Below are 25,233 nucleotides of genomic sequence, written 5' to 3' on the forward strand. Positions count from 1 at the left end.
CCACCTCGACCCCGAGGCGGGCACCCTCGACCCGCCGACGAACCCCGAACCCTGAACCCCGAACCCGCTCAGCGCTGGTGCATCTCCATCTTCTTCCGCACCGCGTTCACCATCTCCCGGAACTGCGGGTCCGTGTCCACCTGGTCCTCCACGCTCCGCACCGCGTGGATCACCGTCGAGTGGTCGCGCCCGCCGAAGTGCAGCCCGATCGTCTTGAGGCTGTGGTTCGTGATCTCCTTCGAGAAGAACATCGCCACCTGCCGGGCCTGCACCACCTCCCGCTTGCGCGTCCGCGCCCGCACGAGGTCCTCCGGGATGCCCAGGTACTCGCACACCACCGCCTGGATCACCTCGATCGTCAGCTGCGGGCGCGCCTCCTTGATGAGGTCCTTCAGCACGTCCCGCGCCAGCTCCTGGTCGATCTCGCGCCCCGTCAGAGCCGCGTGCGCCTGCAACCGGATCAGCGCCCCCTCCAGCTCCCGGATGTTGCTCTTGACGTGCGTCGCGATGTACTCGATCACCTCCGGCAGCACCTTCGTGCCGTCGTCCTTTGCCCGGCGGTTCAGGATCGCGATGCGCGTCTCGAAGTCCGGCGGCTGCACGTCCGCCGCCAGCCCCCACTGGAAGCGGCTCAGCAGCCGCTCCTCGATGCCCACGATGTCCTTCGGCGGACGGTCCGCCGAGAGCACGAGTTGCTTGCCCTGCTGGTGCAGCTCGTTGAAGATGTGGAAGAACTCCTCCTGCGTCTTCTCCTTGCCGCCGAAGAACTGGACATCGTCGATGATCAGGATGTCCACCCCCCGATAGAACTGCGAGAACTCCCCGATCCGGTTCGACTGGATCGACTGCACGAACTCCGCCGTGAACATCTCCGACGAGACGTAGCGGACCGTCTTCGCGTGGTTGTTCGCCAGCGCGTAGTTGCCGATCGCCTGGATCAGGTGCGTCTTGCCCAGCCCCACGCCCCCGTAAATCAGGAACGGGTTAAAGCTGGTGCCGCCCGGGTCCTGCGCGATCGCCCAGCTCGCCGAGCGCGCCAGCCGGTTGCAGTCGCCCTCGATGAAGCTCTCGAACGTGTACGACGTGTTGAGGTGCGGGTCCACCTCGATCGGCTTGACGCCCGGCAGCGCGAACGGGTGCGCCGACGGCGCCCGGCGCCGCTCCGGCGACCGGTCGAACCCGCGCGTGCGGTCGACCGACCGGCCAGCGTCGGACGGGACGTCGGCAGCCGTGCGCGGCGGGGTGACCCCCTCGGGCAGCTCCACGCGCGGCGGACGCTCGGCAGGCGGCACGTTGGCCGGCTGCCTCGCCGGAAGCTCCATCGACGCCCCCCGCCGCCCGCCCGAGGTGGGCTCGTCGCGCTCGATCACGATGTCGTAGTAGAGGCGCCCGCCCGGCCCCAGCACCTTCGTGATCGTCTTGCGCAGCAGCGCGAAGTAGTGCTCCTCCAGCCACTCGTAGTAGAACCGGCTCGGCAGCTGGACGGTCAGCTTGAGCGCGCCGTCCTCCTCCTCCAGCCCGACCGCGCGGAGCGGCTCGAACCACGTCCGGAAGCTCTGCCGGCTGATGTTGTCCCGGATGATCCCGAGGCACTCGTCCCAGACGTCGTCACGCGATCGGTCCATGGGGGAGTGACGGGCAGGGATGTGGGTGGGAGGGCCTGGAATATCGGGACTGCCGCCGCAAAAGGAAGCCCGCCCGACAACCTCCACAGAGAGTTGTCCACAACCCGCCGAGCGGCCGATGCGCCATACGCGCCAGGATCGCAGGTTCCAGAATGAGGTTGTCCACCGGCCGTCCACCACCAACAGCGATTCACTGCCCGTTGCAGGACAACACGTTGCAGCCAGCAGGTCAGAGCACGGCTGCGCGGATTACCACGAGATGACGCATGGCGCGCCGGTGGACCCGATTTCGAAATCTCGTTATCCACACCCTGTGCACGCTCTGGCTCCAGTACCGGATGAGGTGTGGCACGGGTTCTCCCTACCGCCGTATGCGAGAGGCTCCAGGGCTCCGCCTCGGTCCGCTCGATGGCCGTAGGACCGACAGGCGACGGCGCTCCAGCATGTGGATGCCGGGCGGGGCTTCATCGAACATCGCGTGAGGCTCTTGGCGGGCGCTCGGCCCCGCCTCTACCTTCACGGGCTCCCAGGGCGACAGCCCTCATTCTGCCGGGCCTGTGCCCGCGTTCCTTGACGACCGACGTCCGAGACACCGTGTTCCGGGTTCGCATCGCTCCGCTCCCCGACGGCCTCCATCAGGAGACCCACCACCCCTCGGCCGAGGATCTCGGCCTCGACCCGGAGGTGTTCTCCGGCATCGAGGTGGACCTGCGGCTCGATGTCGCCGAGCGACGCGTGCTGGCCGCCTACACGGCCCGCGCCACGGCCCGCCTGGAGTGCGACCGGACCCTGGAGATGTACGACGAGCCGGTCGAGGCCGACCACGCCGTGCTCTTCTCGGCCGACGCGCAGCCCGACGGGGACGACCCCGATGACGACCTCCTGCCGCTCGACGCGGACGCGCTCGCCATCGACCTCACCGCGCCGGTCCACGACACGCTCTTGCTCGCGCTCCCGCTCCGGCGCGTGAGCCCGGCCGCCCGAGCGGCCGAGATCCCGACGACGTTCGGCGAGCCCGACGACGACGACGACAGCCCGGCCGACCACCGCTGGGCGGCCCTTCGAGGCCTCCGCCCCGACGGCGACCCCGACTCTTCCGACTGACCCCGCCGCGAGGCGACACCCCCGACTCCGATGGCCAACCCCAAACGCAAGCATTCCAAGGCGCGCTCCCGTTCGCGCCGCGCGAACTACCGCGTCAAGAACGTGCCCCAGACGCACGAGTGCCCCAACTGCAGCAATGCCAAGCTGATGCACCGGGCCTGCCCGACCTGCGGCCACTACCGAGGTCGCGAAGTCCTCGCCGTCAAGGGCTACGTCTAGACGGACCGGGGCCCTCGCGGGGTCTCATCGTCTCTGATCGCCTGCCCGCCCGCGCGACCCGACATGGCTCGCGCGGGCGGCGTCCGTTGACGGCGGCGGGTATCTTCCCGTCCCCTCCTCCCCGCCCGTCTCGCCCCGCCTGCCCATGCCCGTCCGAGTCGCCGTCGACGCCATGGGCGGAGATTATGCTCCGGGCGTCGTCGTGGAAGGTGTGCTGGATGCGCTCGCCGAGGCCGGCGACCGCGTGACGGTGCTGCTGGTCGGCCGCGAGGCCGAGGTCCGCGCCGAGCTGGACCGCCTCGGCGGCGCCGAGAACGAGACGCTGCGCGTGGTGGACGCGCCGCAGGCCATCGGCATGGGCGAGAGCCCGACGGTGGCGCTCAAGACCAAACCCGAGTCCTCGATCCACATCGGCATCGGCGCCGTCAAGAACGGCCGGGCGGACGCGTTCGCCAGCGCCGGCAACACGGGCGCCGTGATGACGGCAGCGCTGTTCGGACTGGGCCGCCTGCCTGGCGTGCTCCGCCCCGCCCTGCCGGGCTACCTCCCCACGCCGTCTGGCACGTGCGTCGTGCTCGACGTGGGCGCCAACGTGGAGGTCCGCCCCGAGCACCTCGTGCAGTTCGCCCAGATGGGCGCCGTCTTCGGGGCCGCGTTCCTCGGCAAGGAGGACCCGACGGTCGGGCTCATCAACGTCGGCGAGGAGCCCGGCAAGGGCACCGACACGGTCAAGGAGGCCCACAAGACGCTGGCCGCGCTCGGCGAGCAGGGCACGATCCGGTTCGTGGGCAACGTCGAGGGCCGCGACATCCTCCAGCACGGCGCCGACGTGTGCGTCTGCGACGGGTTCGTAGGCAACGTGGTCCTCAAGCTGGCCGAGTCGGTGGCGACGATCCTGCCCCAGATGGTCCGGTCCGAGATCGGGCGCCAGGAGCTCGCGCCGGAGCAGGCCCAGTTGGTCGGCGGCGTCCTCAAGGGGATGCTGGCCCCGTTCGACTACCAGGCCTTCGGCGGCGTCCCCATGCTCGGCATCGACGGGACGGTCGTGATCGGCCACGGCGGGTCGTCGGCGCGAGCCATCCGCCAGATGGTGCTCTCCACGGCCAGCCTCGTCGAGCAGAACCTGACCGCCCGGATCGGCCGCGCGCTCCGCGACCCCGGCCCCGACGCCTCGTCCTCCTGATTCCCTTCTGATGCCCGATTCCAAGACGACGGCCGCCGTGACGGCGGTGGGGACCTACCTCCCCCCGGATCGCCTCACCAACGCCGACCTCGAGAAGCTCGTCGACACCAACGACGAGTGGATCCGGACGCGGACGGGCATCGAGGAGCGCCGCATCCTCAAGGACAAGACCAAGGCGACCTCGTTCATGGCGTCCGAGGCGGCCAGGATGTGCCTCGCCAAGGCCGGCGTCGACGCGTCCGAGGTGGACTGCATCCTGGTCGCGACCGTCACCCCCGACGTGGTCTTCCCGTCGACGGCCTGCCTCGTGCAGAACCAGATCGGCGCGACGAACGCCTGGGGCTACGACATCTCGGCGGCCTGCTCGGGCTTCCTCTACGCGCTCACGACGGGCTCGAAGATGATCGAGGCGGGCATGCACCAGAAGGTGCTCGTGATCGGGGCGGACACGATGACGCGCATCATCGACTACACCGACCGCGCGACCTGCATCATCTTCGGCGACGGCGCCGGGGCGGTCCTGCTGGAGCCCACCACCGACGGGACGGGCTTCCAGGACAGCGTCCAGTACGTGGACGGCTCAGGCGTGGACTCGCTCTGGATGCCGGGCGGCGGCAGCCTCCACCCGGCCACCCACGAGACGGTCGACGCCCGCCTCCACTACGCCAGCCAGGACGGCAAGACGGTCTTCAAGCGCGCCGTCACCGGCATGGCCGACGCAGCGGCCGAGGTGATGGAGCGCAACGGGCTCGTCGGCGAGGACATCCGCTACCTCGTGCCGCACCAGGCCAACCTCCGCATCATCGACGCGACCGCGCGGCGGATGGGCGTCGGGCCGGACCAGGTGATGGTCAACATCGCGAAGTACGGCAACACGACCGCGGCCACCCTCCCCCTCTGCCTCGGCGACTGGGAGAACCAGCTCCGGCCGGGCGACAACCTGATCCTGGCGGCCTTCGGCGGCGGCTTCACCTGGGGCGCGACCTGGCTCAAGTGGAGCTACGGCGCGTAGGGCGTGGAGCGTAGGCCGTAGGCATCCCACGAACAACGCACCACGCACGACGACATGCTCGCTTTCCTCTTCCCCGGCCAGGGCTCCCAGGCGCCCGGCATGGCCGCCGACCTCGTCGATCTCCCCGAGGCCCGCGCGATCCTCGACGAGGCGGACGCCGTGCTCGGCTTCTCGCTGACCGACCTGATGTTCGGCGACGACCCGGAGGCGCTCAAGCCGACCGAGATCACGCAGCCGGCGCTCTACACACACAGTCTGGCTGTCAACGCCGTGCTGGCAGCGCGGGGCGTCCGGCCGGATCTGGCGGCGGGGCACAGCCTCGGCGAGTGGAGCGCGCTGGCAGCCGTCGGCGCGATGTCGTTCGCGGACGGGCTACGCGCCGTCCGGCGCCGTGGCGAGCTGATGGCGACCGCGGGCGACGTGCGCCCTGGCGCGATGGCGGCCGTCCTGGCACTCGACGCCGATGCGCTCGAAGCCGTCTGCCGCGAGGCCACCGAGGCGGGCGAGGGCGAGGTGGTCCCGGCCAACTACAACGACCCCGGCCAGATCGTGATCTCGGGCGACGCCCCGGCCGTCGAGCGCGCCTCGGCGCTCGCCTCGGAGGCGGGCGCGCGGCGCGTGGTCCCTCTCCCGGTCTCGGGCGCCTTCCACAGCCCGCTCATGGCATTCGCCCGCGACGGGCTCAAAGAGACGCTGGACGCGCTGATGCTCCACGTCCCGTCGTGCCCGGTCGTCCTGAACGTGACCGCCGAGCCGACGACCGACCCGGAGGCGATCCGGATGCGGCTGCTCGACCAGCTCACCGCGCCGGTCCGCTGGGCGCAGTCGCTGGAGCGGATGCAGGCCGACGGCACCGAGCGCTTTGTCGAGGTGGGCACGGGCAAGGTGCTCTCGGGCCTCGTCAAGCGAACGCTGGGCCGCGACGCGGTCTCCGTCCAGGCCGGAACGGCCGCGGAGGTGGCGGCGCTGACGGCGTAGTCGAGGCCGAGCGAGCAGGGCGCGGCCGGGGGTGCGATCTTTCGGCCCCTCTGACCGACCGACCCTCATGACCCTCGATCTCTCCGGCAAGGCCATCCTCGTCACCGGTGGCACCCGCGGCATCGGCCGCGCCATCGTCGAAGCCGCCGCCCACGCGGGCGCCTCGGTGGCCTTCACCTACCGCTCCTCTACCGAGACGGCCGACCAGCTGGTCGAGGCGCTCGGCGGCGACGAGAAGGCCCTCGCCATCCAGGCCGACGCGGCCTCGGGAGAGGACGCCCAGACGGCCGTCGAGGCGGTCGTGGCGAAGTGGGGCTCCATCGACGGGCTCGTGGTCAACGCGGGCATCACGCGCGACGGGCTCATGATCCGGATGGACGCGCAGGCGTGGCAGGACGTGATCGACACCAACCTGACGGGCGCCTTCCACGTCACCAAGGCCGCCTACCGGCCGATGATGAAGCAGCGCGCCGGGTCCATCGTCACCATCTCGTCGGTGGTCGGCGTGATGGGCAACGCGGGGCAGGCCAACTACGCAGCGTCGAAGGCCGGACTGATCGGCTTCACCAAGAGCATCGCACGCGAGCTGAGCGGCCGCGGCGTCCGCGCCAACGTGGTGGCGCCGGGCTACATCGAGACCGACATGACGGCCGACCTCGGGCCTGCCGCGGAGGCCCTCATGGACCAGATCCCGCTCAAGCGGCTCGGCCAGCCGGACGACATCGCGGCGGCGGTCCTCTTCCTCCTGTCAGACGCCGCGGCCTACGTGACCGGCCACGTCTTGCACGTCGACGGCGGGATGGCCATGTAGCACGCCTGGTGCGTCTGCATCAGGGTAGAGGCCGACCGCCGTGCGAGGTTGGGGGTTTCTCCTTCAGTCGTCGTGCGTCCTGTCGTCCTGCTCTCGCTTTTCCTCACCGTCGCCGCTCAGGCCCAGGACCGGGAGCCCGCCTTCCTTCCTCGGGCCGCCGTCGTCACGGTGGGCGTGGCGGGCGGCGTCGGCGCGGTGGTGGGGGCCTACTACCTGATCCCCTCGTGGTACGACACGCCCCCCGGGGCGGCGCTTCTGGTGCTTTCGTACCCAGCGGGAGTCGCACTCGGAACGATGCTCGCCTCTGAGGCCCTCGGCCTGGACGCGCCGCCGGGCCGGGTGCTGACGGATGCGGCGCTGGGCCTACCGGCTGGCGCGCTGGCGGGGCTGGTGACCGGCGGCCTCGTCGCGGGGCTGATCTACCTCCCGACGGCCGAGGTGGAGTACAACCTCCTGCCCGCGCTCATCGGCGGCGGCGTGGGGATTCTGACCGCCGTCGGCGTGTCTTCGGTGGTCGCCTCCCGGCGCGTAGAGGCGTCCCCGGTGCCCCTGCGGGCGCCGATGGGCGAGTCCGGCGCCGGGCTGTCGCTCCGCATCGCGCTCTGACCCCGCCCGCCTCGGTCACGAGGCGAAGCGGGTCGAAGAGGGCCACGAGGTGGGGTGCTACCCGGCGTCCGGGTCGTGGGCGCCCGTGATGTCGCCCTGGAGCTCGCCGTAGAGCCATGCCCGGGCGGCTCGCCAGGAGCGCGCGACGGTCGCCTCGGACACGCCGAGCGCCTCGGCCGTCTCGACCACCGAGAGGCCACCGAAGAAGCGGCACTCGACCACGCGCGCCGCGCGCGGGTCGGCGGCCTCAAGCCGCTGGAGCGCCTCCTCGACCATCGCCGCACGGTCGGCCTGGGCCTCGGTGAAGGGCAGGCCCATCACCTCTTCGTTCAGCGACGTGTGGGCGGCGCCGCCGCCGCGCTTCTGCGCCTTGCGCGCCTCGCCATAGCTGACGAGGACCTGCCGCATCGCGCGCGAGGCGACCGCCAGCAGGTGCGCCCGGTTCTCGACCGAGGCGTTCTCCAGCTTGATGTACGCCTCGTGCACGAGCGCGGTCGTGTTGAGGGTGTCGTTGCCGATCCAGCGCGAGCGGTGACGCTGCGCGATCTGCCGAAGGTCGCCGTAGATCCGCTCGAAGAGCGCGCCCGAGGGCGGCTCGCCGCGACCGATCGCGTCGAGGAGCGCGGTGGTCTCCTCGGCCAGGGTTGGAGCATCCATACCGTGTCGTGGTGGGATGCCGGAACCTACGGTCAGGCCTGCCCTTTCGCGTCACGGCCGCGTGTGAAGCCCCGGGATGACAACGAACCGTGGAGAGAACTCCGCCCGAAGTCGTCCGCGCGCCATACCGAGGGCGGACGAGATGCGTAATGTGAGGCAGGTGCGGACGTTCCGTATCCGCGCGTGGCGAGAGCCCGCGCCTGCGACGCCGGTCGGGAGGAGACGACGAGACCCGGGCGGCCCCCTCCACTCCCCCCGACCGACATGGCGTTCAAAGCCGTTTTCGATCTCACCCAGAAGGCCCAGAACGAGGCCAAGGCCGAGCGTCAGCTCGACACCCCCTTCGACGCCCCCGACGAGAACGTCGACGCGGCGGCCATCGCCGACCTGCCCGAGCGCCTCCAGGCGGGCGTCGAGGCCCTCGGCTGGCCCGCGCTGATGCCCGTCCAGGCCGAGGCGATCCCCTACATCCTCGACAACCGCGACCTGATCGTGCAGTCGCGGACCGGCTCGGGCAAGACGGGCGCGTTCCTGCTGCCGCTGCTCGAGAAGCTCGACGTCCGCGAGAAGACGACGCAGGCGCTGGTCCTCTGTCCGACCCGTGAGTTGGCGAGCCAGATCCACGCCGAGTTCGAGCGCATGAACGCCGGGCTCGCCCCGGAGGAGCGGCTCAACGCGATCCCGGTCTACGGCGGCGTCGGCTACGGCCCCCAGGTGGAGGCCTTCGAAAAGGGCGCCCAGCTGGTCGTCGGCACGCCGGGGCGCGTGCTGGACCACCTCTCGCGCGGGACGCTCAAGCTGGACAAGCTGCGCACGATCATCCTGGACGAGGCCGACGAGATGCTCTCGATGGGCTTCTTCCCCGACATGATCAAGGTCCGCCGCTACCTGCCCAAGCAGCGCGACTCGTACATGTTCTCGGCCACGATGCCCTTCCAGGTGCAGCGCATCGGCAAGGAGTTCCTGACCGACCCGGTGTTCCTGGCCACGGCGGGCGGCCAGATCCACGTCGAGCTGATGACGCACCGCGCGTACCAGGTCCACCCGATGCAGAAGGACCGCTCGCTGGCGACGCTCATCGAGTGGGAGAACCCGACCGCGGCCATCATCTTCGCCAACACGCGCCGCGAGGTCGAGTACCTCGCCACGTTCCTCAACAACTACGGCTACGACGCCGCCGGCATCTCGTCCGACCTGACCCAGAAGGCGCGGGAGAAGACGATGAAGCGGATGCGCGACGGCGAGCTGCGCTTCCTGGTGGCCACCGACGTCGCCGCGCGCGGCATCGACGTGGAGGACCTGAGCCACGTCTTTCAGTACGACATCCCGCAGGACCGCGAGTACTACGTCCACCGCTCAGGCCGGACGGCGCGTGCGGGCAAGGCGGGCGTCTCGATCGCCATCACGACGGCGACCGACATGCCGACGCTGCGCCAGATCGCGCGCAAGTACGACATCCCGCTCGAGGAGCGCGACATGCCGACCGAGGAGGAACTCGCGTCCCGCGTCGGCCAGCGGCTGACGAACCTCTTGGAGGACCGGATGCGCTCCCGCTCGAACCTGGAGCGCGAGCGCCAGAGCCGCTTCGTCGCCGTCGCCAAGGCGCTGGTCGAGGAGGGCGAGCCCGAAGTGCTGGCCATGCTTCTGGACGAGGCCTACCAGTCCAGCCTCCACGGCGCGCCCGTCGGCCCGGCGATGGACCGCTCGGAGTCCGAGTACGACATCCGCCAGCGGGAGGCCCGTGAGGAGCGCGAGGGCCGCGGCGAGCGCCGCTCCCGCCGCGACGACGACGACCGCGGAGGCCGGGGCCGCTCCCGCCGCCGCGACGACGACGCGGCCGACGACCGCCCGGACGAAGCACACGCCGACGCCCGCGACGACGTGTCCACCGACACCGCCTCCGAGACGCCCCGTGCCGACGATCAGCCCGAGGCGGACGTGAAGCCGAAGCGCAAGCGCCGTCGCTCCAAGCGCAAGTCGAGCGGCGACGGCGGGTCGGAGGCCTAGGCCTGCGAGGTGTGGAGGGCGTGGACCGCGGGCCGCTGTGCCTCTGGGGGCGTCCTACGCACCGTGCCCGACGGCCTCGCTCCGGTGTGACCTGACTCTCCCCTCCTATGATCGAACTCTGCACCGCCGCGCTGCTCTACGCCGCCTCTGCCGGAGCGCCGGGCGCCGCCCCGTTCACCGTCTTCGACGCGCAGGGCGCGCAGGTGGAGCTGGCGACCCTCTGCAACGCCATGGACGACGCCGACGTCGTCTTCCTGGGTGAACTGCACAACGACTCGACGGCGCACGCCATCCAGCTCGAACTGCTCGCGTGGGCAGACGCGGCCACCCGGAGCACCGACCGGCCACTGGTGCTTGGCCTGGAGATGGTCGAGACCGACGCACAGACGGTGCTGGACGAATACCTCGCCGGGCTCGTCCGGGAGCGCGACTGGCTGGCCGCGAGCCGCCCGTGGACCAACTACGAGACCGACTACCGCCCCCTGGTCGAGTTCGCCCGCGAGCACGGCGCCGCGGTCGTCGGCACGAACGCGCCGGGGCGCTACGTGAGCCTGGTCTCGCGGCGCGGCGGCGTGGCCGTGCTCGACAGCCTGAGCGCGTCCGCCCGCGCATGGCTGCCTCCGTCCTCGGCTCCCCCGTCCGACCCGCTAGCGGCCAAGTTTATGGACCTGATGGGCGGGATGCCGCACGGCGCGGGCCCGACCGTGGAGGGCATGCTGGCCGGGCAGAACCTGCGCGACGCCACGATGGCGTGGCAGATCGCCCAGTCGCTGGCCGACCATCCCGGCGCCTTGGTGATCCACGTCAACGGGAGCTTCCACAGCGAGGGCGGGCTCGGCATTCCCGAGCACCTCGCCCGCCTCGCGCCCGAGGCGCGAGTCCTCGTCGTCACGATGGCGCCCGACGCCAAGCCCGGCTCCCTCGGCGACGACTTCGTGATCCGTACCGCCCCGTAGGGACGGATCGCGATCCGCTCTCGCCGGGGGGAGAGCGAGGACCCGTCCTCCGTCTCCGGTCGCCCGTCCTCGCAGGGCACGTCCTCCTCCCCGGACGTGGCGCCCGAAGACGGTATCTTCGCCTCTCCTCTTCGCGGCCGCGCCTATTCGCCTTCGGAACGCCCTGTCTGACCCTCGCTCGGCTCGTCCCGACGGCACCATGCGCGCACGCCTGCTTCCCCTCGCGGGGCTCCTCCTACTTCTGGTCACCCCCGCCTCGGCGCAGGTCTGGGGCGAGATCTCCGGCCGCATCACCGAGGCCGACGGCGGGGCGGTCGCAGGCGCCTCGGTCCTCGTCGAAGGGACCTCGTTCGGCACTAACACGGGGGCTGACGGCCGCTACGGCTTCCGCATCCCCGAGGGGACGTACCCGGTCCGCGTCTCGTTCGTCGGATACACGACCGTGCGCGACACGCTCGTGGTTCGGCGCGGCGCCACGACCACGTTCGACGCCCGGCTGACCTCCGCCGTCGGCGACCTGGGCGACGTGGCGGTCGAGGGCCAGGCGGTCCCCCAGGACGTAGGCGTCAGCCGCATCGACCCGCGGACGGTCCGCGACATGCCGCTCCCGGTGACCGACGCCATCCGCGGCGTCAAGACAGAGCTGGGTGTGTCCTCGTCGAATGAGCTGTCCAACTCCTTCTCGGTGCGCGGCGGCAGCTACGACGAGAACCAGTTCTTCATCGACGGCTTCGAGATCTACCGGCCGCTGCGCATCAGCCAGGGCGAGCAGGAGGGCCTCGGCCTCATCAACGGCGACCTGACCTCCCGGATGACGCTCTTCGCAGGCGGCTTCCCGGTGCGCTACGGCGGCAAGCTGGCCTCGGTCTTGGACGCCACCTACACCACCCCGGAGGGCGTCCCGAGCGGCACGGCGTACGCCTCGACGCTGGACGCAGGCGCGCAGGTCGGCGGCCGCCTGTCGGAGCGCGTCGGGCTGGCCGTCGCCGCGCGCTCGGCGCGGCCCCAGCGCTTCTTCGCCGGGCAAGAGCTCGACGGTGCCTACGACCCCGACTTCCGCGACATCCAGGGCGTCGTGGACGTGCAACTCGCGCCCGCGCACACGCTCCGCACGCTCGGCCTCTACGCGCGCCACCGCTTCCGCCTCGCGCCGCGCCAGCAGGAGACCACGTTCGGCATCTACCCGAACCTCGTCCAGACGGTCGCCCGCGACTTTGAGGGCATCGAGGAGGACGGCTACGACATCGCCTTCGGCGGGCTGCTCCTCACGAGCCAGCTTGGCCAGAACGCCACCGCCGAGCACCGTCTCTCGGTGTTCACCCTGGACGAGTTCGAGACCTACGACGTGACCTCGCGCACCTCGCTCTACCGCCGCCAGCAGCGGCCCGAGGGCTCGCAGGCCGACCTCGACCGCCTCCTCGAAGGCCAGACGCTCCAGCGCGACGTGGCGGCCAACGACATCCAGCAGCTCATCCTGACCGCCCAGGGCCGCTACCTCGCCCGCCTCGGCGAGCACACCGTCGAGGCGGGCTGGCAGGCGCGTACGCTGCGCTTCGACGACCAGATCGACGAGCAGACCACCTTCTCCGGCCAGGGCGACGACGGCGAGCCGGTCACCCTCCCGGCCCGCGTGCTCGTGGCCGACACCACGTTCGCGTCCTGGCAGGGCTCGGTCTGGGCCGAGGACGCCATCCCGCTCGGCCGCCTCACGGTCACGCCTGGCCTCCGCGCCGACTACTTCGCCTACAACGACGAGCTGACGCTCTCGCCGCGGCTGACGGCGCGGTACCGCCTCTCGCCGCAGACCTCGTTCTCGGGCGCGACCGGCCTCTACCACCAGGCGCCGACCTACCGCGAGCTCCGTGGCGACCCCGTCCCCGGCGTCTCGGCGTTCCGCACGCTCGACGGCGACATCCGGAGCCCGCGCGCGCTCCAGGCGGTGGTCGGGCTGGATCACTTCTTTACGTCCCGCCGCGTCGCCCTCCGCGCCGAGGCTTACGTCAAGCAATACACCGACCTGATCTCGTACGATGTCGAGAACGTCCGCGTGGTGTACTCCGCCGAGAACGACTCCGAGGGCTACGCCGCCGGCGCCGACCTCCAGCTCCGCGGCGAGCTCGTGCCGGGCCGCGAGAGCTGGATCAACTACGGCTTCCTCTTCACCCAGGAGCGCTTCTACACGCCCGAGGCCACCGACGAGCAGACGCTCGCGCGCTTCGCCGCGCAGGGCGGCGGCGACTGGATCGCCCGCCCCACCGACCGCCGCCACAACCTGTCCATCTTCATCCAGGACTACGTCCCCGGCGACGACACCTGGACCCTCCATATCCGCACGCTCTACGGCTCCGGCATCCCGACGACGCCGCCCGCACGCGACGTGGAGCGCTCCAACACGTCCATCACGGTCTTCGACGAGGGGCAGCGCAACGCCATCCGCCTGCCGAGCTACTTCCGGTTCGACCTCGGCGCCACGAAGGTGCTCCGCCTCGCCGATCTCGCCACCGGCGACCCGCTGGAGCTGCTCGCGACCGTGGAGGTGCTCAACTTGTTCGACCAGACCAACGCCGTCGCCTACTCGTGGGTCGAGCAGTTCTCGGGCGACCGCCGCATCTACACCGCGGTCCCGACGCGCCTGACGCCGCGCACCCTCAACGTCCGCTTCCGGGTCGACTTCTAGGCCACCTGCCGTAGCCTAGAGCTTCGTCAGCGTGACCGAGAGGGTGCCCGGAATCGCGGTCGCCCCGCTGTAGGCGACCGGGTCGAACGCCTGGAGGTTGACCGTCCGAGCGTAGGTGCCCGTGAGGCGGCTCCCCGTCTCGGTGTAGTTCAGAGAGAACTGGTTCGGGAGGAGGATCCGCGCCAGTTCGGCCGTGTCATCGTCGGTGAGGCCCCGGAACGTCGCCCGGCCGTTCGAGGCCTCGACCGCGAGGTCGGTCCGGTAGGACAGGTTCTCGTTCGCAAACCGCGTGACGAGGATCGCGTTGGCGTCGCCCCCGAACACGTCGAGGCGGGTCACCTGGAGGTTCAGGCCCGCCGCCACGTCCACAGGGTCAATGGCGGTCCCGTCCGGGTCGAACGTGATCGACGTGACGGCATAGCTGCCATCGACGATGTTCAGGTCGCGGCCGGGGTTCGACGAATCACAACCCGTGAAGGCGGCGACGGCGAGAACGATCGCGACGAGCGCGCAGCGGGGGCAAGTCGGCATGGGAGATCCGGGGGGAAAGAGAGGCGGGTTTACGAATCTCGCCTCGGTTTCGTGCCCTGGCCGGGGCCTTTGTGTGGATCCGCCCCTGCGTGCAGCCCTCGGCTACGGCGCCTCAGCCTCGAACGTAACCTCGGCCAGCGTCACCGCCCCGACCAGCCCGTATCCGCCCACGACGTTCGAGGGCAGGTTGATCGGTTCGGCGAACGGGTTCTCGTCTCCGCCAGAGAAGTACTCGATCCGGTACGCGTCGTAGACATCGCCCGAGAGCGCGGCGACCTGGACCGTCTCCGCGCCGTAGGCATCGCCCGGGCCGTAGCGATCGTCGCGGGCCATCGTGAACGTCTTCTCCTGGCCGTCGAACGTTTGATCCTGGAAGACGACGAACGTGATGTTGCCGTCGATCTCGACCGAGGCCGAGAGCAAGACGGGGTCGCTGGTGGTGAAGCTGTTGAGCAGCCGAGTGGTCTCCGTCGTCTCGGTGCACTCGCCGGTGTTGGGGTCGCAGGTGACCGTGGACGTGTAGGTGTAGTCCCGCAGGAGCGACAACCCGTAGAGGTCTCCGAGGCCGGCCGGATCGGTCAGTCGAACACGGAACCGGCGGTCCGCCCCGTCGCCCTCCTGGGTGGCCGTCAACGTGGGGCGGCGCGGGATGGTCACCGTGGCCGTCGCCGTCGGGTAGCCCGCCGCGTCGACCCGAAACGTGTAGGTGGCTCCGGGCTCCATGCGCGTCGTGCCCTGGTAGGGCCCGCACGGGAACGTCGGCGGGAAGCCGTCCGGACCGGGGGGGCGGCTGTAGTCGTCACACACGTCGGGGCAGAGCACGAGCGTCTCGACGGGCTGGCCGTCGCGCAGAAGCGTGACGGTGGCGTCGGCGCTGGGCGCGGTGGGGCCGAGGTACGACCGCCCACCGTACGGGTCCCGGCTTTCGGTCACGCGGAGGCTCACCGTCGAGTCGGCGGCGAGGACGGCGCGGAGCACGAGCCCCGGCTCGTACGCCGGCGTGTCGATGTCGAGGGCCGGCGTGAAGTCGCACCCGCCGACGGCCGCCAGCAGGAGCGCCGCGCCGAGCGAGCGGAGACGGGAGGCAGGCATGGTCAAAACGAGAACTGGTACGAGAGCGTCGGGAGGACCGGGAACAGCGCCACGCCGACGAGCTTCTGCCGCTGGGAGCCCGACTGCGGGTCCGTCTCGGTGTCGGTCGTGGTGAGGAACGGGTTCTTCTGATTGGTCGCGTTGTATACGTTGAGCGCGAGCGCATGGGGGCGCGGGCCGCGCCGGAAGTACCACGTCGCGCCCAGGTCGAGGCGGACGTAGGCCGGCAGCCGGAACCCGTTGCGCGCTCCGTAGACCGTCCGCTCGTCGGTGTTGTCGCCCTTGATCCACCCGTCGACGCTCCCGCCCGCGAACGTCGTCCCCTCGTAGGCTGCAACGGGCAGCGTGACCGCGTCACCGGTGCCGTACACGAACGCAGCCGACACGTCGAACGGCCGCGAGATCTGGTAGAGCGCGACGGCCGAGACGTCGTGGCGGCGGTCGTAGCGGAAGGGGAAGCGCTCGCCGTCGTTGAGGGCGTCGAACTGGCGGTCGGTCTTGGCGAGGGTGTAGCCCAGCCACGTCGTCAGCCGGTCGGTCCGGTGCTGGACGAACAGCTCCAGCCCACGGCTCGTCCCGTCGCCGGTGACGACCAACTCCTGCCAGTCGTCGAAGGGCGTCGTGAAGGCGGCGCCCTCGCGGTAGGCCACGAGCCCCCGCATATCGCGCCAGTAGCCCTCCAGGGTCCACGTCGTCCGCCCGCTCCGCGACGACCCCGCCAGCCCGGCGGCCACCTGGGTGCCCCGCTGCGGGCCGATCGAGTCGGCCGGGACCCACAGGTCGGCGGGCAGGCCGATGCCCGCGCCGGTCGTCAGCAGATGGATCGGCTGCTGGGTGATGGCCGCGCTCGCCTTGAGCGCCAGCCGGTCGCGGAGCTGGAACGCGGCCGAAAACCGGGGCTCCAGGGACGGATAGACGTAGTCGCCCGTCGTGTAGACGGCGCCATGGAGCCCGAGCCCGAGTTGGAGGCGGTCGCTGACGCGCCATTCGTCCTCCGCGTACGCCACGAGGTCGGCGCCCAGCGTCCGAGACGCGCCCAGGAGGGTGTCGATGGCGACCCCCTCGCGCGCGATCTCGCCGGTTAGGGAGAGCGCGCCCGGCGTGAAGCGGTGCAGCGTCGCCCCGCCGCCGACGCGGACGTTGTGGCCCGCGCCCGCCGCGATGTCGAGGTCGAGCCGGGCGCCCAGGTCCAAGATGCCCGACGTGTAGCGGACGCGCGCGGACGCCGGGTCCGGCCCGCCCCGCCCCTCCTCGATGTCGGCGCCCACGTCGAAGCGGTAGTCGCTGGCCGTCACCGTCAGCGCGGCGAAGGTGCGCGGCGAGACCGTCCGCGTCCAGCGGAAGGCGCCGGTCAGGTTGCCCCAGTCGAGCCCGCCGCCGGTGACGTCCTCCACCTCGGTGGGCGTGCAGCCTGCCTGGTTGCACTGCCGGTACGGGTCGACGGACTCGAACCCGAACACGTCGGCGCCGCCGTAGAGGCTGAGGTAGACGCGGTCCCGGTCGCTCGGCCGCCAGTTGACCTTGGCGTTGAGGTCGTAGAAGTAGGCGCTCGGGTCGACGGTCTCGCGCCCGTTCGCCTCGGCCTCACGGTTGGCCGCGTCGATGAACGGCCGGGCGACCAGGTCGATGTACGTCCGCCGCCCCGAGATCAGGAACGACGCCTTGCCGGGCACGAGCGGCCCCTCGAACAGCAGCCGCGACGACAGCAGCCCTACCTGCCCCTGACCGCCGATCTCCTCCATGTTGCCGTCGCGCAGGCGCACGTCGAGCACGCTCCCCAGCCGCCCACCGAACCGCGCCGGGTAGGCCCCCTTCGTCAGTTCGACGCGGCTCACGGCGTCGCCGTTGAACGTGGACAAGAAGCCGAACAGGTGCGACGAGTTGTAGACGGGGACGCCGTCTAGCAGGATGAGCGTCTGGTCCGGCGAGCCGCCGCGAACGTAGATGCCCGCCGTCCCCTCGGCGCCGCCGCGGACGCCCGGCAAGAGCTGGATGGCCTTCAGCACGTCGGCCTCGCCCAGCAGCGCGGGCAGCCCCTGCACGTCGCGGCCCGTCAGCGCGACCTCGCCCATCTGGGCGGTCGCCTCGGGCCGCTCGCCCACGTCGGCCGCCTCGACGACGACCTCACCCAGCGCGGACTCGGCCTGGAGCGCCACGTCCACACGCACGTCTGCGCGAGCGTCCACCGCAAGATCGGCCGTCTGGTAGCCGACGTACGAGACCCGGAGGCGGACCGAGTCGGAGGGGGCGGGCAGGCTGAAGAAGCCGTACGCGTTCGTCGCGGCGCCGCGGCCGAGGTCGGGCGCGAAGACGGTGGCCCCGATCAGGACCTCGCCGGTCTCGGCATCGGTCACCACGCCGCTGACGACGCCGCGCCCCGGCGACGGCCCCGCGCTCGCGGCCGAGGCGGCCAGGAGCATCCACAGAACGGGCAACAAACGGAACGACATGCGCGACGATCGGGCTGATGACATCGAGGCCCATCTCGAGCCGCACAGGAAGCTAGTCCGGTCACTGGATCAGACGTATGCACTTCGTGTGCCCCGATGCTCCCTGCCGTCGCCCCCTGTCGTTCACCGAGGCGGACAGCCGGCGACGCGCGCGTCGGCGCGTGGGAGCGCCGCGACCCTCACTCCTCGAACCGCACCTCGGTGACCGCCACCGCACCGACGCGCCCGTAGCCGCCGAGCACGTTGACGGGAAGGTCGGCGGGCTCGGCGAACGGGTTCTCGTCCACCTCGAAGTTGGTGATCTGGTAGGCGTCGTACAGCTCCGCCGTCATGGCCGTCACCTGCACGCGGATGGCGCCGGTGTCGCCCGGGTGCGTGCCCCGCGGCGTCGCCTCGATGACGAAGTCGCGCGTCCGCCCGTCGAAGGCGTCGTCGGGGAACGTGACGAAGTGGATGGAGCTGCCCGCCTCGCGCGAGCCCGACACGATCACCGGGTCGGTGGACGAGAAGTCGCTCCGGTAAACGCGCGCCCGGTCCAGCACGACGAGCGTGTCGACGGCACCGCCGACGCGGCACTGCGACACGGTGATCTGGTCCAGTTCCCGGAGGATGGTCAGCCCGTAGCGGTGGCCGAGGCCGGGCGGGTCCGCCAGGCGGACGCGGAACCGGCGCAGGCCGCCCGCCTCGGGCAGCGCCTCGACCGACACCTCGGGCGCCTCCGGAATGGAGACCGCGGCCTCGGCCGAGGGAAGGCCAGGCAGCTCGGCCCGGACGGTGTACGTCGCACCCGCCTCCAGCCGGACGCCACCGCGGTAGCTCCCGCACGCGAACGGCCCCTCGGTGGTCGTCTCCACCTGGCCCGTCTCCACGTTGCACGACGACCTCGACGACTGGTAGCACGTCTGCTCCGAGCCGGTGAGCGTCTCCACCTCGACGCCGTCGCGGAGCAGCGTCACCCGGCCGTCGGTGCGGGAGGGTCGCGCCACGAGCCCCTCGCCCGCCGGGTCGACGACGTACGGATCGCGGCTCACGCTCAGCCGGACCGTCGCCACGCCGTCGGCCATCAGCACCGACCGGATCACGGCCCCCGCCTCATACGGCGGCGTCTCGATGTCGAGCGTCGTCGAGAGGTCGCAACCTGCGAGCGAGATCAGGAGAAGGAAGGCTGCGAATCGCATGGGGACGAGAGACAGGGTACCCGATACGAGGTACGGTCGATGCGAGCGCGGAGCCGCTCCCGCCGACGCACCTCATACCGCGCTCAAAACCCGAACCGGTACGACAGCGACGGCAGCACGGGAAACAGCGCGATACCGACGAGTTGCTGGCGGACCTCGCCCGTCTCCGGGTCGGTCCGCTCGTCGAGGAGCGTGGTGAAGGGGTTCTTCCGGTTGAGGGCGTTGTAGACGTTGAGGGCGACCGCGTGGGGCCGGTCGCCGCGCTGGATGTGGACCGTCAGCCCGAGGTCGAGGCGCGAGTAGGCGGGGAGCCGGTTGCCGTTGCGCGGCCCGTACGCCACCTCCGACGCCGATGCAGGAACGGACTGCGTCCAGTACCCGATGGAGCCCGAACTGAGGAACGTCGCGTCGTAGGTCGCCGCCGGGAGCGTGACGGCGTCGCCGGTGCCGTAGACGGCCGCGACCGAGGCGTCGACGCGCCCGAGGCGGAGCACGGCGACGGCGGACACGTCGTGGCGTCGGTCGTAGCGGTAGGGAAACCAGGCGCCGTCCGCAATGGCGTCGAACCGACGGTCGGTCTTGGCGAGCGTGTAGGCGAGCCACGTCGTCAGCCGGTCGGTGCGGTGCTCGACGAGCGCTTCGAGCCCGCGGCTCCGCCCCTCGCCGGTCACCACCAGTTCCTGCCAGTCGTCGAAGGGCGTCGTGAAGGCGGCGCCGTCGCGGTAGGCGACCAGCCCGCGCATGTCGCGCCAGTAGCCCTCCAGCGACCACGTCGTCCGCCCCGACGGGCTCGACCCGGCCAGGCCGAGCGCGACCTGGGTGCCCCGCTCCGGCCCCACCGAGTCGGCCGGGACCCACAGGTCGGCGGGCAGGCCGATGCCCGCGCCAGTCGTCAGCAGGTGGACCGGCTGCTGGGTCACGGCGGCGCTCGCCTTCAGCGCGACGCGCGGCAGCACGCGGAGCGACGCCGCGATGCGCGGCTCGACGGACGGGTAGCGGTACCGGCCCGAGGCGTAGAGCGCGCCGTGCACCCCGAGGCCGAGCGTGAGCGGCCCGAGGCGCCACGTGTCGTCCACGTAGAGGACGCCCTGGATGCCGTCCGAGGCGCCGCCGCCGAGCGTCGTGTCGGTGGGGACGCCCGTGGCCGCCTCGTCGCCGAGCAGCGCCAGCGCGCCGGGCGAGAACCGGTGCCGGGTGACCGCCGCGCCGACGCGGAGCGTGTGGGTCGCGCCCGCGGCGATGTCGAGGTCGAGGCGGGCACTGAGGTCGCGGATGCCAGACCGGTAGAGCGCCGCCGCCGCGACCGGGCTCGGCCCGTTGCGCCCCTCGTCGGAGGTCACCTCGACGTCGAATCGGTAGTCGCTGGCCGTCAGCGTGAGCGCGCCGAACACGCGCGGCGAGAGCACGCGGGTGGCGCGGACGGAGCCCGTCAGCGAGCCCCAGTCGAGCGCGCCGCCCGTCACGTTCTCGACGCCCGTCGTCGCGCAGTCGCCGCCGGTGCAGGCCACCTCGGGGTCGACGGCGGTGAACCCGAACGCGTCGCCGCCGCGGTAGACGCTCAGGTAGACGCGGTCGCGGTCGGCCGGTCGCCAGCTCAGCTTGGCGTTGAGGTCGTAGAACGAGAGGCGGGGGTCGAGCGTGGCGTCGTTGCGCGCCATCGCGTCCTCGTTGGCGCGGTCGATGAAGGGTCGCGCGAGCAGGTTGACGTGCGTCCGCCGCCCCGAGACCAGCAGCGAGGCCTGGCCGGGAACGACCGGTCCTTCCGCCAGGACCGTCGTCGAGAGCAGCCCGACCTGCCCGCGCACGCGCCGCCGCTCGAAGTCGCCGTCGCGCAGGCGCACGTCCAGCACCGACGCCAGCCGCCCGCCGAAGCGCGCCGGGTAGGCGCCCTTCGTCAACTCCACCCGGCTGACGGCGTCCGCGTTGAACGTCGAGAGGAAGCCGAACAGGTGGGCGGCGTTGTAGAGCGGTGTGCCGTCGAGCAGCACGAGCGTCTGGTCGGGCGAGCCGCCGCGGACGTAGAGCCCCGCCGTCCCCTCCTGCCCCGCGCGGACGCCCGGCAGCAACTGGACCGCCTTCAGCACGTCGGCCTCGCCGAGCAGCGCGGGGAGCGCCTGCACGTCGCGCCCCGACAGCGCGACCGTGCCCATCTGGGGCGTCTCCTCGGGCCGCGCCGCGCCCGCCCCGTCCGCCTCGACCACCACCTCGCCGAGGTCGGCGGGGACGAGGGCCACGTTCAGCCGGCCGCCCTCGGCGTCCGCCGACTCCACCTCGCGCGGCTGGTAGCCGACCGACGAGACGACCAGCGCCACGGAGTCGGCCGGGAGGGGCAGGCTGTAGTGGCCGTACGCGTTCGTGACCGCGCCTCGGTCGAGCGTCGGCGCGTAGACGGCCGCGCCGATCAGCACCCCGCCCGTCCGCGCGTCCGTGACCGTGCCGCTCACCACGGTCTGCGCGGAGGCTCCGGCAGACAGGAGGACGACGAGGCCGAGGACGAGACGCACCATGGAAGTCGGAAGGCCCAGCCCTGCGCGCACCGCAGGGGGCGGAGGCACGGCCAGGCGGCTCCGGGACCGAGAGAATACCACACCCACGATTCCTTCACAATGACCAACGCGTTGCCTTGCCTCGACTTCCCGCATCCGGAATCCGTCATGCCTCGTCGCCCGGACACTCCGCCCGCCTGGGCGGCGTTGGCGGGCTATGGACACGCTCACGCCCTCCCGCCCCGCTGACCTCGACGCTCTCGTGGACCTCCTCCGCGACCGACGCCTCGCCGTGCTGGCAGGCGCCGGAATCTCGACCGAGTCCGGCATCCCCGACTACCGCGGCCCCGAGACGCGCCACATCGAGCGCCGCCCGGTCCAGTACGACGACTTCGTGCGCGACGCCGCCGCGCGGCAGCGCTACTGGGCCCGCGCGAGCCGCGGTTGGGCGCGCATGACCGGCGCCCGCCCCAACGACGGCCACCGCGCCCTCGCGACGCTGGAGGCGGCGGGCAGGGTCGAGGGCGTCATCACGCAGAACGTCGACGGGCTCCATCAGGCCGCCGGGTCCGAACGGGTGGTGGAACTGCACGGCGCGCTGGACCGGGTCGTCTGCCTGGGCTGCGACGCGCGCCAGTCGCGCCAGTCGGTGCAGGCACAGATCGCCGCTCGCAACCCCGGCTGGGTCGACCTCGGCGCCGAGACAGGGCGGGTCGCGCCCGACGGCGACGTGGAGATCGAGGCCGGGGTCGCGGCCTTCGTGCCGCCCGCGTGCCCGGCGTGCGGCGGCGTCCTCAAGCCCGACGTGGTGTTCTTCGGCGAGAGCGTCCCCAAGCCGCGCGTCGCCGAGGCCGCCGGGATGGTGTCGCGCGCCGACGCGCTGCTGGTGGTCGGCTCCAGCCTGGCGGTCTATAGCGGCTATCGGTTCGTGCGGCAGGCGGAGAAAGAGGGCACGCCGGTCGCCATCGTGACGCTGGGCGAGACGCGCGGGCACCGTCACGCCGCCGTCGCCGTGGACGCGCGCCTGGGCGACGTGCTGCCCGCGTTGGCGGACGCGCTCGGCGCCTGACGCCCTCCACCTCAGTGGCCCGCCGGATACTCCCACCTCGGCACCGAGGCGGACAGGGCTGCCAGGCTCCTATGCCTGCGGACCGCCGACCGGCCCACCCATCCGCGCCTCGTCGCCGCGCATCAGGTGCACCAGTCCGACCGGCTGCATGATGCCGCGCTGCATCCCGATGGCCTCGTTGCCGCCCCACGGGCGCCCGCGCTGGAAGTCGGCGTCACCCGCGTTCATCAACGCCACGGCGCGCTGGCGGAGGCGGTCGCTCTCCGGCCGCCCGAACGCGTCGTCGAGGACCAGTCCCACGATGGCAAGCCCCATCCCGTCGAACGCGACGCTGTGGGCCTGGCACAGCCCGTCCACCACGCCGACGAAGTAGCCGAGTGCGAAGGGTGTGGTCCATGCCACTGCGGGCGGGAACGGGGCACCCTCGGCCTCCCCTCGCTGCCGCTGGTCGCGGACGAGCCGGAGGGCGTCCGAGAGGACCCGGCGCTGGTACTTGGAAAGGGGGGACGAAGGAGGCATCAGGAATCGGAGGGCGAGGAATCAGGAGTCAGCAGAGGAGCGCGAACAGGCCACGAACCCGCGACGAGCCCCCCTGATCGCGGAGCCCTCATCCCTCTTCCCCGAACCCGTCCACGCCCATCTCGTGGGCGGCGGCTTCGAGGCCGCGGTCCTGGGGCGTGGCATGGTCGTGGGGGAGCGAGCCACGCGGGCTGCGAAGCGTCACGAAGGGCGTGTAGTGGAGAAAGTTGGAGACGCGCGCCGTGTAGATGTCCGCCGACGCCTCGATCTGGCGGGCGAGGTGGCTCTTGTCGTTGCCCGCCCACATCAGCGGCCCCCAGCGGGGGTTGACGAGACGGCTCGCCTCGGCGGCCAGCGGGGCGATCTCGGCGTCCAGCACCAGCAGCCGCTCGCGGACGGCCGTGATCTGTTCGCTCAGCCACTCCGGCGAGCGCTCCGTCAGCGGGCCGTAGCCCTGGTCGTTGCGCTGCCGCTCCAGGCGGAGCGCCGAAAAGTAGGCCTCCAGGCGCTCCTTCTCCGACATCATGGCCGAGAGCCGCGCCTGCGTGCCGCGCCACGCGTCGAGCGCCTCGATCTCGTCCTCCAGCGGACGCAGCACGAGGGCCGTCCGCCACCGGAGGACGCTCTTCGACGCCTTCACGTCCGCGAACACGTGGTCGCCCACGTACAGGATCTCGGAGCCGCTCAGCCCGAGGCTGGCCTCCACCAGCGCCGCGTGGCCGCCGACGTAGGCGCGCCCCTCCTCCAGCATCCCGGTCTGGCTCCGCAGCACCGCCCGGCCGTCCTCGTCCTCGCCGACGACCTCGAACGCGGGCGCGCGCTCGTCGAAGAAGGCCGGCTTCCGCGCGCCGACGATGGCGATGTCGAACAGGTCCTCCCAGGTCATGTCGCCGGGCAGGTACGGATCGAAGGCGTAGCGCAGGATCGGCGCCGCGTACTCCCACTCCGAGTTGGTGATGAGCAGCACCTTCTTGCCCGCGTTCTTCTGGTCGAGCAGCGTGAGCGGAATGTCCGGGTCGCGCTCGACGAAGCGGTCGGGGTCGGCCAGGATCTCGGCCTTCAGCAGGCCCTCTAGGTGGGCCGCGTCGAGCGTCTTGCGGATGGCCTCGTAGAGATCGTCGTAGCCCAGCCCCGTCGGCAGGACGCCCTCGTCCAGCTTGTCGACCAGTTGGAGGTAGATGCTGGCCTCGGAGATCGAAAAGAGCGTGTTCATGAACCGCCAGCGGCGGTCGTGGAGGTCGACGAGCGTGCGGCGGTACGTTTTCCGCTGCTCGGCGTAGGGTAGCGAGCGCGTCCCGTGGAAGGCCCGCTTGACGTAGCCGAAGCGGTTGGCCTTGACCACGTTGCCCTTCTCCGTATCCACCACGAGCCCCTGCACCACGAGGTCGGGGTCGAAGACGAGGTCCGAAACAGGCCAGCCCTGGCGGACGAGCCCGTCGCGGATGTAGGCGTACGCGCGCTCCTCCCACAGCGCGACGTGGTAGTGGACCAGCGTGTAGTCCATGTCGTACCCGATGGCCTCGATCTTGCGGAGGTTGAGGGTCCGGTTGCAGAAGAGACCGCGAGGGTGGTCGAAAGCGTCGGGGACGGCGGGCGTGCCGTGGATTCCAGTGCCGATGGTGGCGTCCATAGAGTCGTGTGGTTTCCGACCGAACGCCCCGCCCGCGCCGACTCGTTCCCGTGGGGGACGCTGTTCACCGTCCGGTCATGCCGACGTGCGGCCAGCGACCCTGCCCGCCTCGGCACCGAGGTGGCGAGATCTCTGTTCCCTTCTCCCTAGCCTCGCTCCCGGTGCGGCCGACAGTCCCCTCTCGACCCCACACCTGCGTCGGATCACGTTACGAGTCGTTAATGAGACGCACCTATTGACATGTATCCATCGATACCATAAGGTTTCAATCACGAAGGCACCAAATGCCTCCGCTTCGACACACCGAACTCTGCTCGCCGCCTATCCAGCGAATCCTGCGACGCACGATGAGGTCGCTCGACCTCCATCTCTCACCACTCTCTGACAGACGACACCGGATGAAGGACATGGTGAGCCGACGGGGTTCGCATGTCAGGAGTGAC

The 25,233-nt window shown here is 71.3% G+C and carries 20 protein-coding genes; 11 read left to right on the forward strand and 9 right to left on the reverse strand.

Going from position 1 to position 25,233, the window contains the following annotated elements; all coding sequences use genetic code 11:
* Nucleotides 1-68: 68 nt before the first annotated feature.
* On the reverse strand, nt 69-1,625 hold the full coding sequence (dnaA, locus tag B1759_RS07775; protein WP_095514446.1) for a chromosomal replication initiator protein DnaA: 1,557 nt from the start codon (nt 1,623-1,625) through the stop codon (nt 69-71).
* A gap of 570 nt (nt 1,626-2,195) precedes the next feature.
* Between dnaA and B1759_RS07780 the strand changes: the two genes are divergently transcribed.
* From B1759_RS07780 to B1759_RS07810, 7 genes are all read left to right on the forward strand, one after another.
* Nucleotides 2,196-2,729, forward strand: a complete 534-nt coding sequence (locus B1759_RS07780) for a DUF177 domain-containing protein (RefSeq protein ID WP_158225169.1) — start codon at nt 2,196-2,198, stop codon at nt 2,727-2,729.
* Between the two features lie 30 nt (nt 2,730-2,759).
* Nucleotides 2,760-2,948: a 50S ribosomal protein L32 gene (gene rpmF / locus B1759_RS07785; RefSeq protein ID WP_095514448.1), complete on the forward strand. Its 189-nt coding sequence runs from the start codon at nt 2,760-2,762 to the stop codon at nt 2,946-2,948.
* A 145-nt stretch (nt 2,949-3,093) separates the two neighbouring features.
* The gene (gene plsX, locus B1759_RS07790) at nt 3,094-4,131 is read left to right on the forward strand and encodes a phosphate acyltransferase PlsX (RefSeq protein WP_095514449.1); all 1,038 of its coding nucleotides are present in this window, start codon (nt 3,094-3,096) and stop codon (nt 4,129-4,131) included.
* Nucleotides 4,132-4,141: 10 nt separating this feature from the next.
* Complete coding sequence (locus B1759_RS07795; protein WP_095514450.1) at nt 4,142-5,143, forward strand: beta-ketoacyl-ACP synthase III; 1,002 nt, start codon at nt 4,142-4,144, stop codon at nt 5,141-5,143.
* 54 nt (nt 5,144-5,197) lie between these two features.
* Nucleotides 5,198-6,121 (forward strand): ACP S-malonyltransferase, encoded by a 924-nt coding sequence (fabD, locus tag B1759_RS07800; protein ID WP_095514451.1) that lies wholly within the window; start codon nt 5,198-5,200, stop codon nt 6,119-6,121.
* 67 nt (nt 6,122-6,188) lie between these two features.
* A complete protein-coding gene (gene fabG, locus B1759_RS07805; protein ID WP_095514452.1) occupies nt 6,189-6,932 on the forward strand; it encodes a 3-oxoacyl-[acyl-carrier-protein] reductase in 744 nt (247 codons plus the stop codon).
* 72 nt (nt 6,933-7,004) lie between these two features.
* Nucleotides 7,005-7,538 (forward strand): hypothetical protein, encoded by a 534-nt coding sequence (locus B1759_RS07810; protein WP_095514453.1) that lies wholly within the window; start codon nt 7,005-7,007, stop codon nt 7,536-7,538.
* 57 nt (nt 7,539-7,595) lie between these two features.
* Here B1759_RS07810 and B1759_RS07815 read toward each other — a convergent pair whose 3' ends face one another.
* A complete protein-coding gene (locus B1759_RS07815; RefSeq protein WP_095514454.1) occupies nt 7,596-8,195 on the reverse strand; it encodes an ECF-type sigma factor in 600 nt (199 codons plus the stop codon).
* Between the two features lie 264 nt (nt 8,196-8,459).
* On the opposite strand from B1759_RS07815, the gene B1759_RS07820 reads away from it, so the two are divergent.
* The 3 genes from B1759_RS07820 (at nt 8,460) to B1759_RS07830 (ending at nt 13,835) form a co-directional block, all read left to right on the forward strand.
* Complete coding sequence (locus B1759_RS07820) at nt 8,460-10,202, forward strand: DEAD/DEAH box helicase (protein WP_095514455.1); 1,743 nt, start codon at nt 8,460-8,462, stop codon at nt 10,200-10,202.
* Nucleotides 10,203-10,309: 107 nt separating this feature from the next.
* Entirely contained in the window at nt 10,310-11,158 is an 849-nt protein-coding gene (locus tag B1759_RS07825; protein WP_095514456.1) for a ChaN family lipoprotein, read from the forward strand.
* Nucleotides 11,159-11,357: 199 nt separating this feature from the next.
* A complete protein-coding gene (locus B1759_RS07830; RefSeq protein ID WP_095514457.1) occupies nt 11,358-13,835 on the forward strand; it encodes a TonB-dependent receptor domain-containing protein in 2,478 nt (825 codons plus the stop codon).
* Between the two features lie 15 nt (nt 13,836-13,850).
* Here B1759_RS07830 and B1759_RS07835 read toward each other — a convergent pair whose 3' ends face one another.
* From B1759_RS07835 to B1759_RS07855, 5 genes are all read right to left on the reverse strand, one after another.
* Entirely contained in the window at nt 13,851-14,366 is a 516-nt protein-coding gene (locus B1759_RS07835; protein WP_095514458.1) for a hypothetical protein, read from the reverse strand.
* Between the two features lie 102 nt (nt 14,367-14,468).
* The gene (locus B1759_RS07840) at nt 14,469-15,458 is read right to left on the reverse strand and encodes a DUF4249 domain-containing protein (protein WP_095514459.1); all 990 of its coding nucleotides are present in this window, start codon (nt 15,456-15,458) and stop codon (nt 14,469-14,471) included.
* Nucleotides 15,459-15,460: 2 nt separating this feature from the next.
* On the reverse strand, nt 15,461-17,908 hold the full coding sequence (locus B1759_RS07845) for a TonB-dependent receptor (RefSeq protein ID WP_158225170.1): 2,448 nt from the start codon (nt 17,906-17,908) through the stop codon (nt 15,461-15,463).
* 179 nt (nt 17,909-18,087) lie between these two features.
* On the reverse strand, nt 18,088-19,086 hold the full coding sequence (locus tag B1759_RS07850) for a DUF4249 family protein (protein ID WP_095514461.1): 999 nt from the start codon (nt 19,084-19,086) through the stop codon (nt 18,088-18,090).
* Nucleotides 19,087-19,169: 83 nt separating this feature from the next.
* Nucleotides 19,170-21,593, reverse strand: a complete 2,424-nt coding sequence (locus B1759_RS07855) for a TonB-dependent receptor (protein ID WP_158225171.1) — start codon at nt 21,591-21,593, stop codon at nt 19,170-19,172.
* A gap of 196 nt (nt 21,594-21,789) precedes the next feature.
* On the opposite strand from B1759_RS07855, the gene B1759_RS07860 reads away from it, so the two are divergent.
* Complete coding sequence (locus B1759_RS07860) at nt 21,790-22,641, forward strand: NAD-dependent protein deacetylase (RefSeq protein WP_095514463.1); 852 nt, start codon at nt 21,790-21,792, stop codon at nt 22,639-22,641.
* Nucleotides 22,642-22,710: 69 nt separating this feature from the next.
* Here B1759_RS07860 and B1759_RS07865 read toward each other — a convergent pair whose 3' ends face one another.
* Both B1759_RS07865 and B1759_RS07870 read right to left on the reverse strand, forming a co-directional pair.
* On the reverse strand, nt 22,711-23,160 hold the full coding sequence (locus B1759_RS07865; protein ID WP_095514464.1) for a hypothetical protein: 450 nt from the start codon (nt 23,158-23,160) through the stop codon (nt 22,711-22,713).
* Nucleotides 23,161-23,248: 88 nt separating this feature from the next.
* Nucleotides 23,249-24,790, reverse strand: coding sequence for an HAD-IG family 5'-nucleotidase (locus tag B1759_RS07870; RefSeq protein WP_095514465.1), 1,542 nt, complete (start codon nt 24,788-24,790; stop codon nt 23,249-23,251).
* Between the last annotated feature and the right edge of the window lie 443 nt (nt 24,791-25,233).

This window comes from Rubrivirga sp. SAORIC476, from assembly GCF_002283555.1.
Classification (GTDB): domain Bacteria; phylum Bacteroidota; class Rhodothermia; order Rhodothermales; family Rubricoccaceae; genus Rubrivirga.

Coding starts and splice junctions, on each gene's coding strand:
- B1759_RS07825 (WP_095514456.1), top strand. CDS start 10,310: ATGATCGAACTCTGCACCGCCGCGCTGCTCTACGCCGCCTCTGCCGGA.
- dnaA (WP_095514446.1), bottom strand. CDS start 1,625: ATGGACCGATCGCGTGACGACGTCTGGGACGAGTGCCTCGGGATCATC.
- B1759_RS07830 (WP_095514457.1), top strand. CDS start 11,358: ATGCGCGCACGCCTGCTTCCCCTCGCGGGGCTCCTCCTACTTCTGGTC.
- plsX (WP_095514449.1), top strand. CDS start 3,094: ATGCCCGTCCGAGTCGCCGTCGACGCCATGGGCGGAGATTATGCTCCG.
- rpmF (WP_095514448.1), top strand. CDS start 2,760: ATGGCCAACCCCAAACGCAAGCATTCCAAGGCGCGCTCCCGTTCGCGC.
- B1759_RS07815 (WP_095514454.1), bottom strand. CDS start 8,195: ATGGATGCTCCAACCCTGGCCGAGGAGACCACCGCGCTCCTCGACGCG.
- B1759_RS07845 (WP_158225170.1), bottom strand. CDS start 17,908: ATGTCGTTCCGTTTGTTGCCCGTTCTGTGGATGCTCCTGGCCGCCTCG.
- B1759_RS07850 (WP_095514461.1), bottom strand. CDS start 19,086: ATGCGATTCGCAGCCTTCCTTCTCCTGATCTCGCTCGCAGGTTGCGAC.
- B1759_RS07855 (WP_158225171.1), bottom strand. CDS start 21,593: ATGGTGCGTCTCGTCCTCGGCCTCGTCGTCCTCCTGTCTGCCGGAGCC.
- B1759_RS07840 (WP_095514459.1), bottom strand. CDS start 15,458: ATGCCTGCCTCCCGTCTCCGCTCGCTCGGCGCGGCGCTCCTGCTGGCG.
- B1759_RS07820 (WP_095514455.1), top strand. CDS start 8,460: ATGGCGTTCAAAGCCGTTTTCGATCTCACCCAGAAGGCCCAGAACGAG.
- B1759_RS07865 (WP_095514464.1), bottom strand. CDS start 23,160: ATGCCTCCTTCGTCCCCCCTTTCCAAGTACCAGCGCCGGGTCCTCTCG.
- fabD (WP_095514451.1), top strand. CDS start 5,198: ATGCTCGCTTTCCTCTTCCCCGGCCAGGGCTCCCAGGCGCCCGGCATG.
- B1759_RS07835 (WP_095514458.1), bottom strand. CDS start 14,366: ATGCCGACTTGCCCCCGCTGCGCGCTCGTCGCGATCGTTCTCGCCGTC.
- B1759_RS07870 (WP_095514465.1), bottom strand. CDS start 24,790: ATGGACGCCACCATCGGCACTGGAATCCACGGCACGCCCGCCGTCCCC.
- B1759_RS07795 (WP_095514450.1), top strand. CDS start 4,142: ATGCCCGATTCCAAGACGACGGCCGCCGTGACGGCGGTGGGGACCTAC.
- B1759_RS07860 (WP_095514463.1), top strand. CDS start 21,790: ATGGACACGCTCACGCCCTCCCGCCCCGCTGACCTCGACGCTCTCGTG.
- fabG (WP_095514452.1), top strand. CDS start 6,189: ATGACCCTCGATCTCTCCGGCAAGGCCATCCTCGTCACCGGTGGCACC.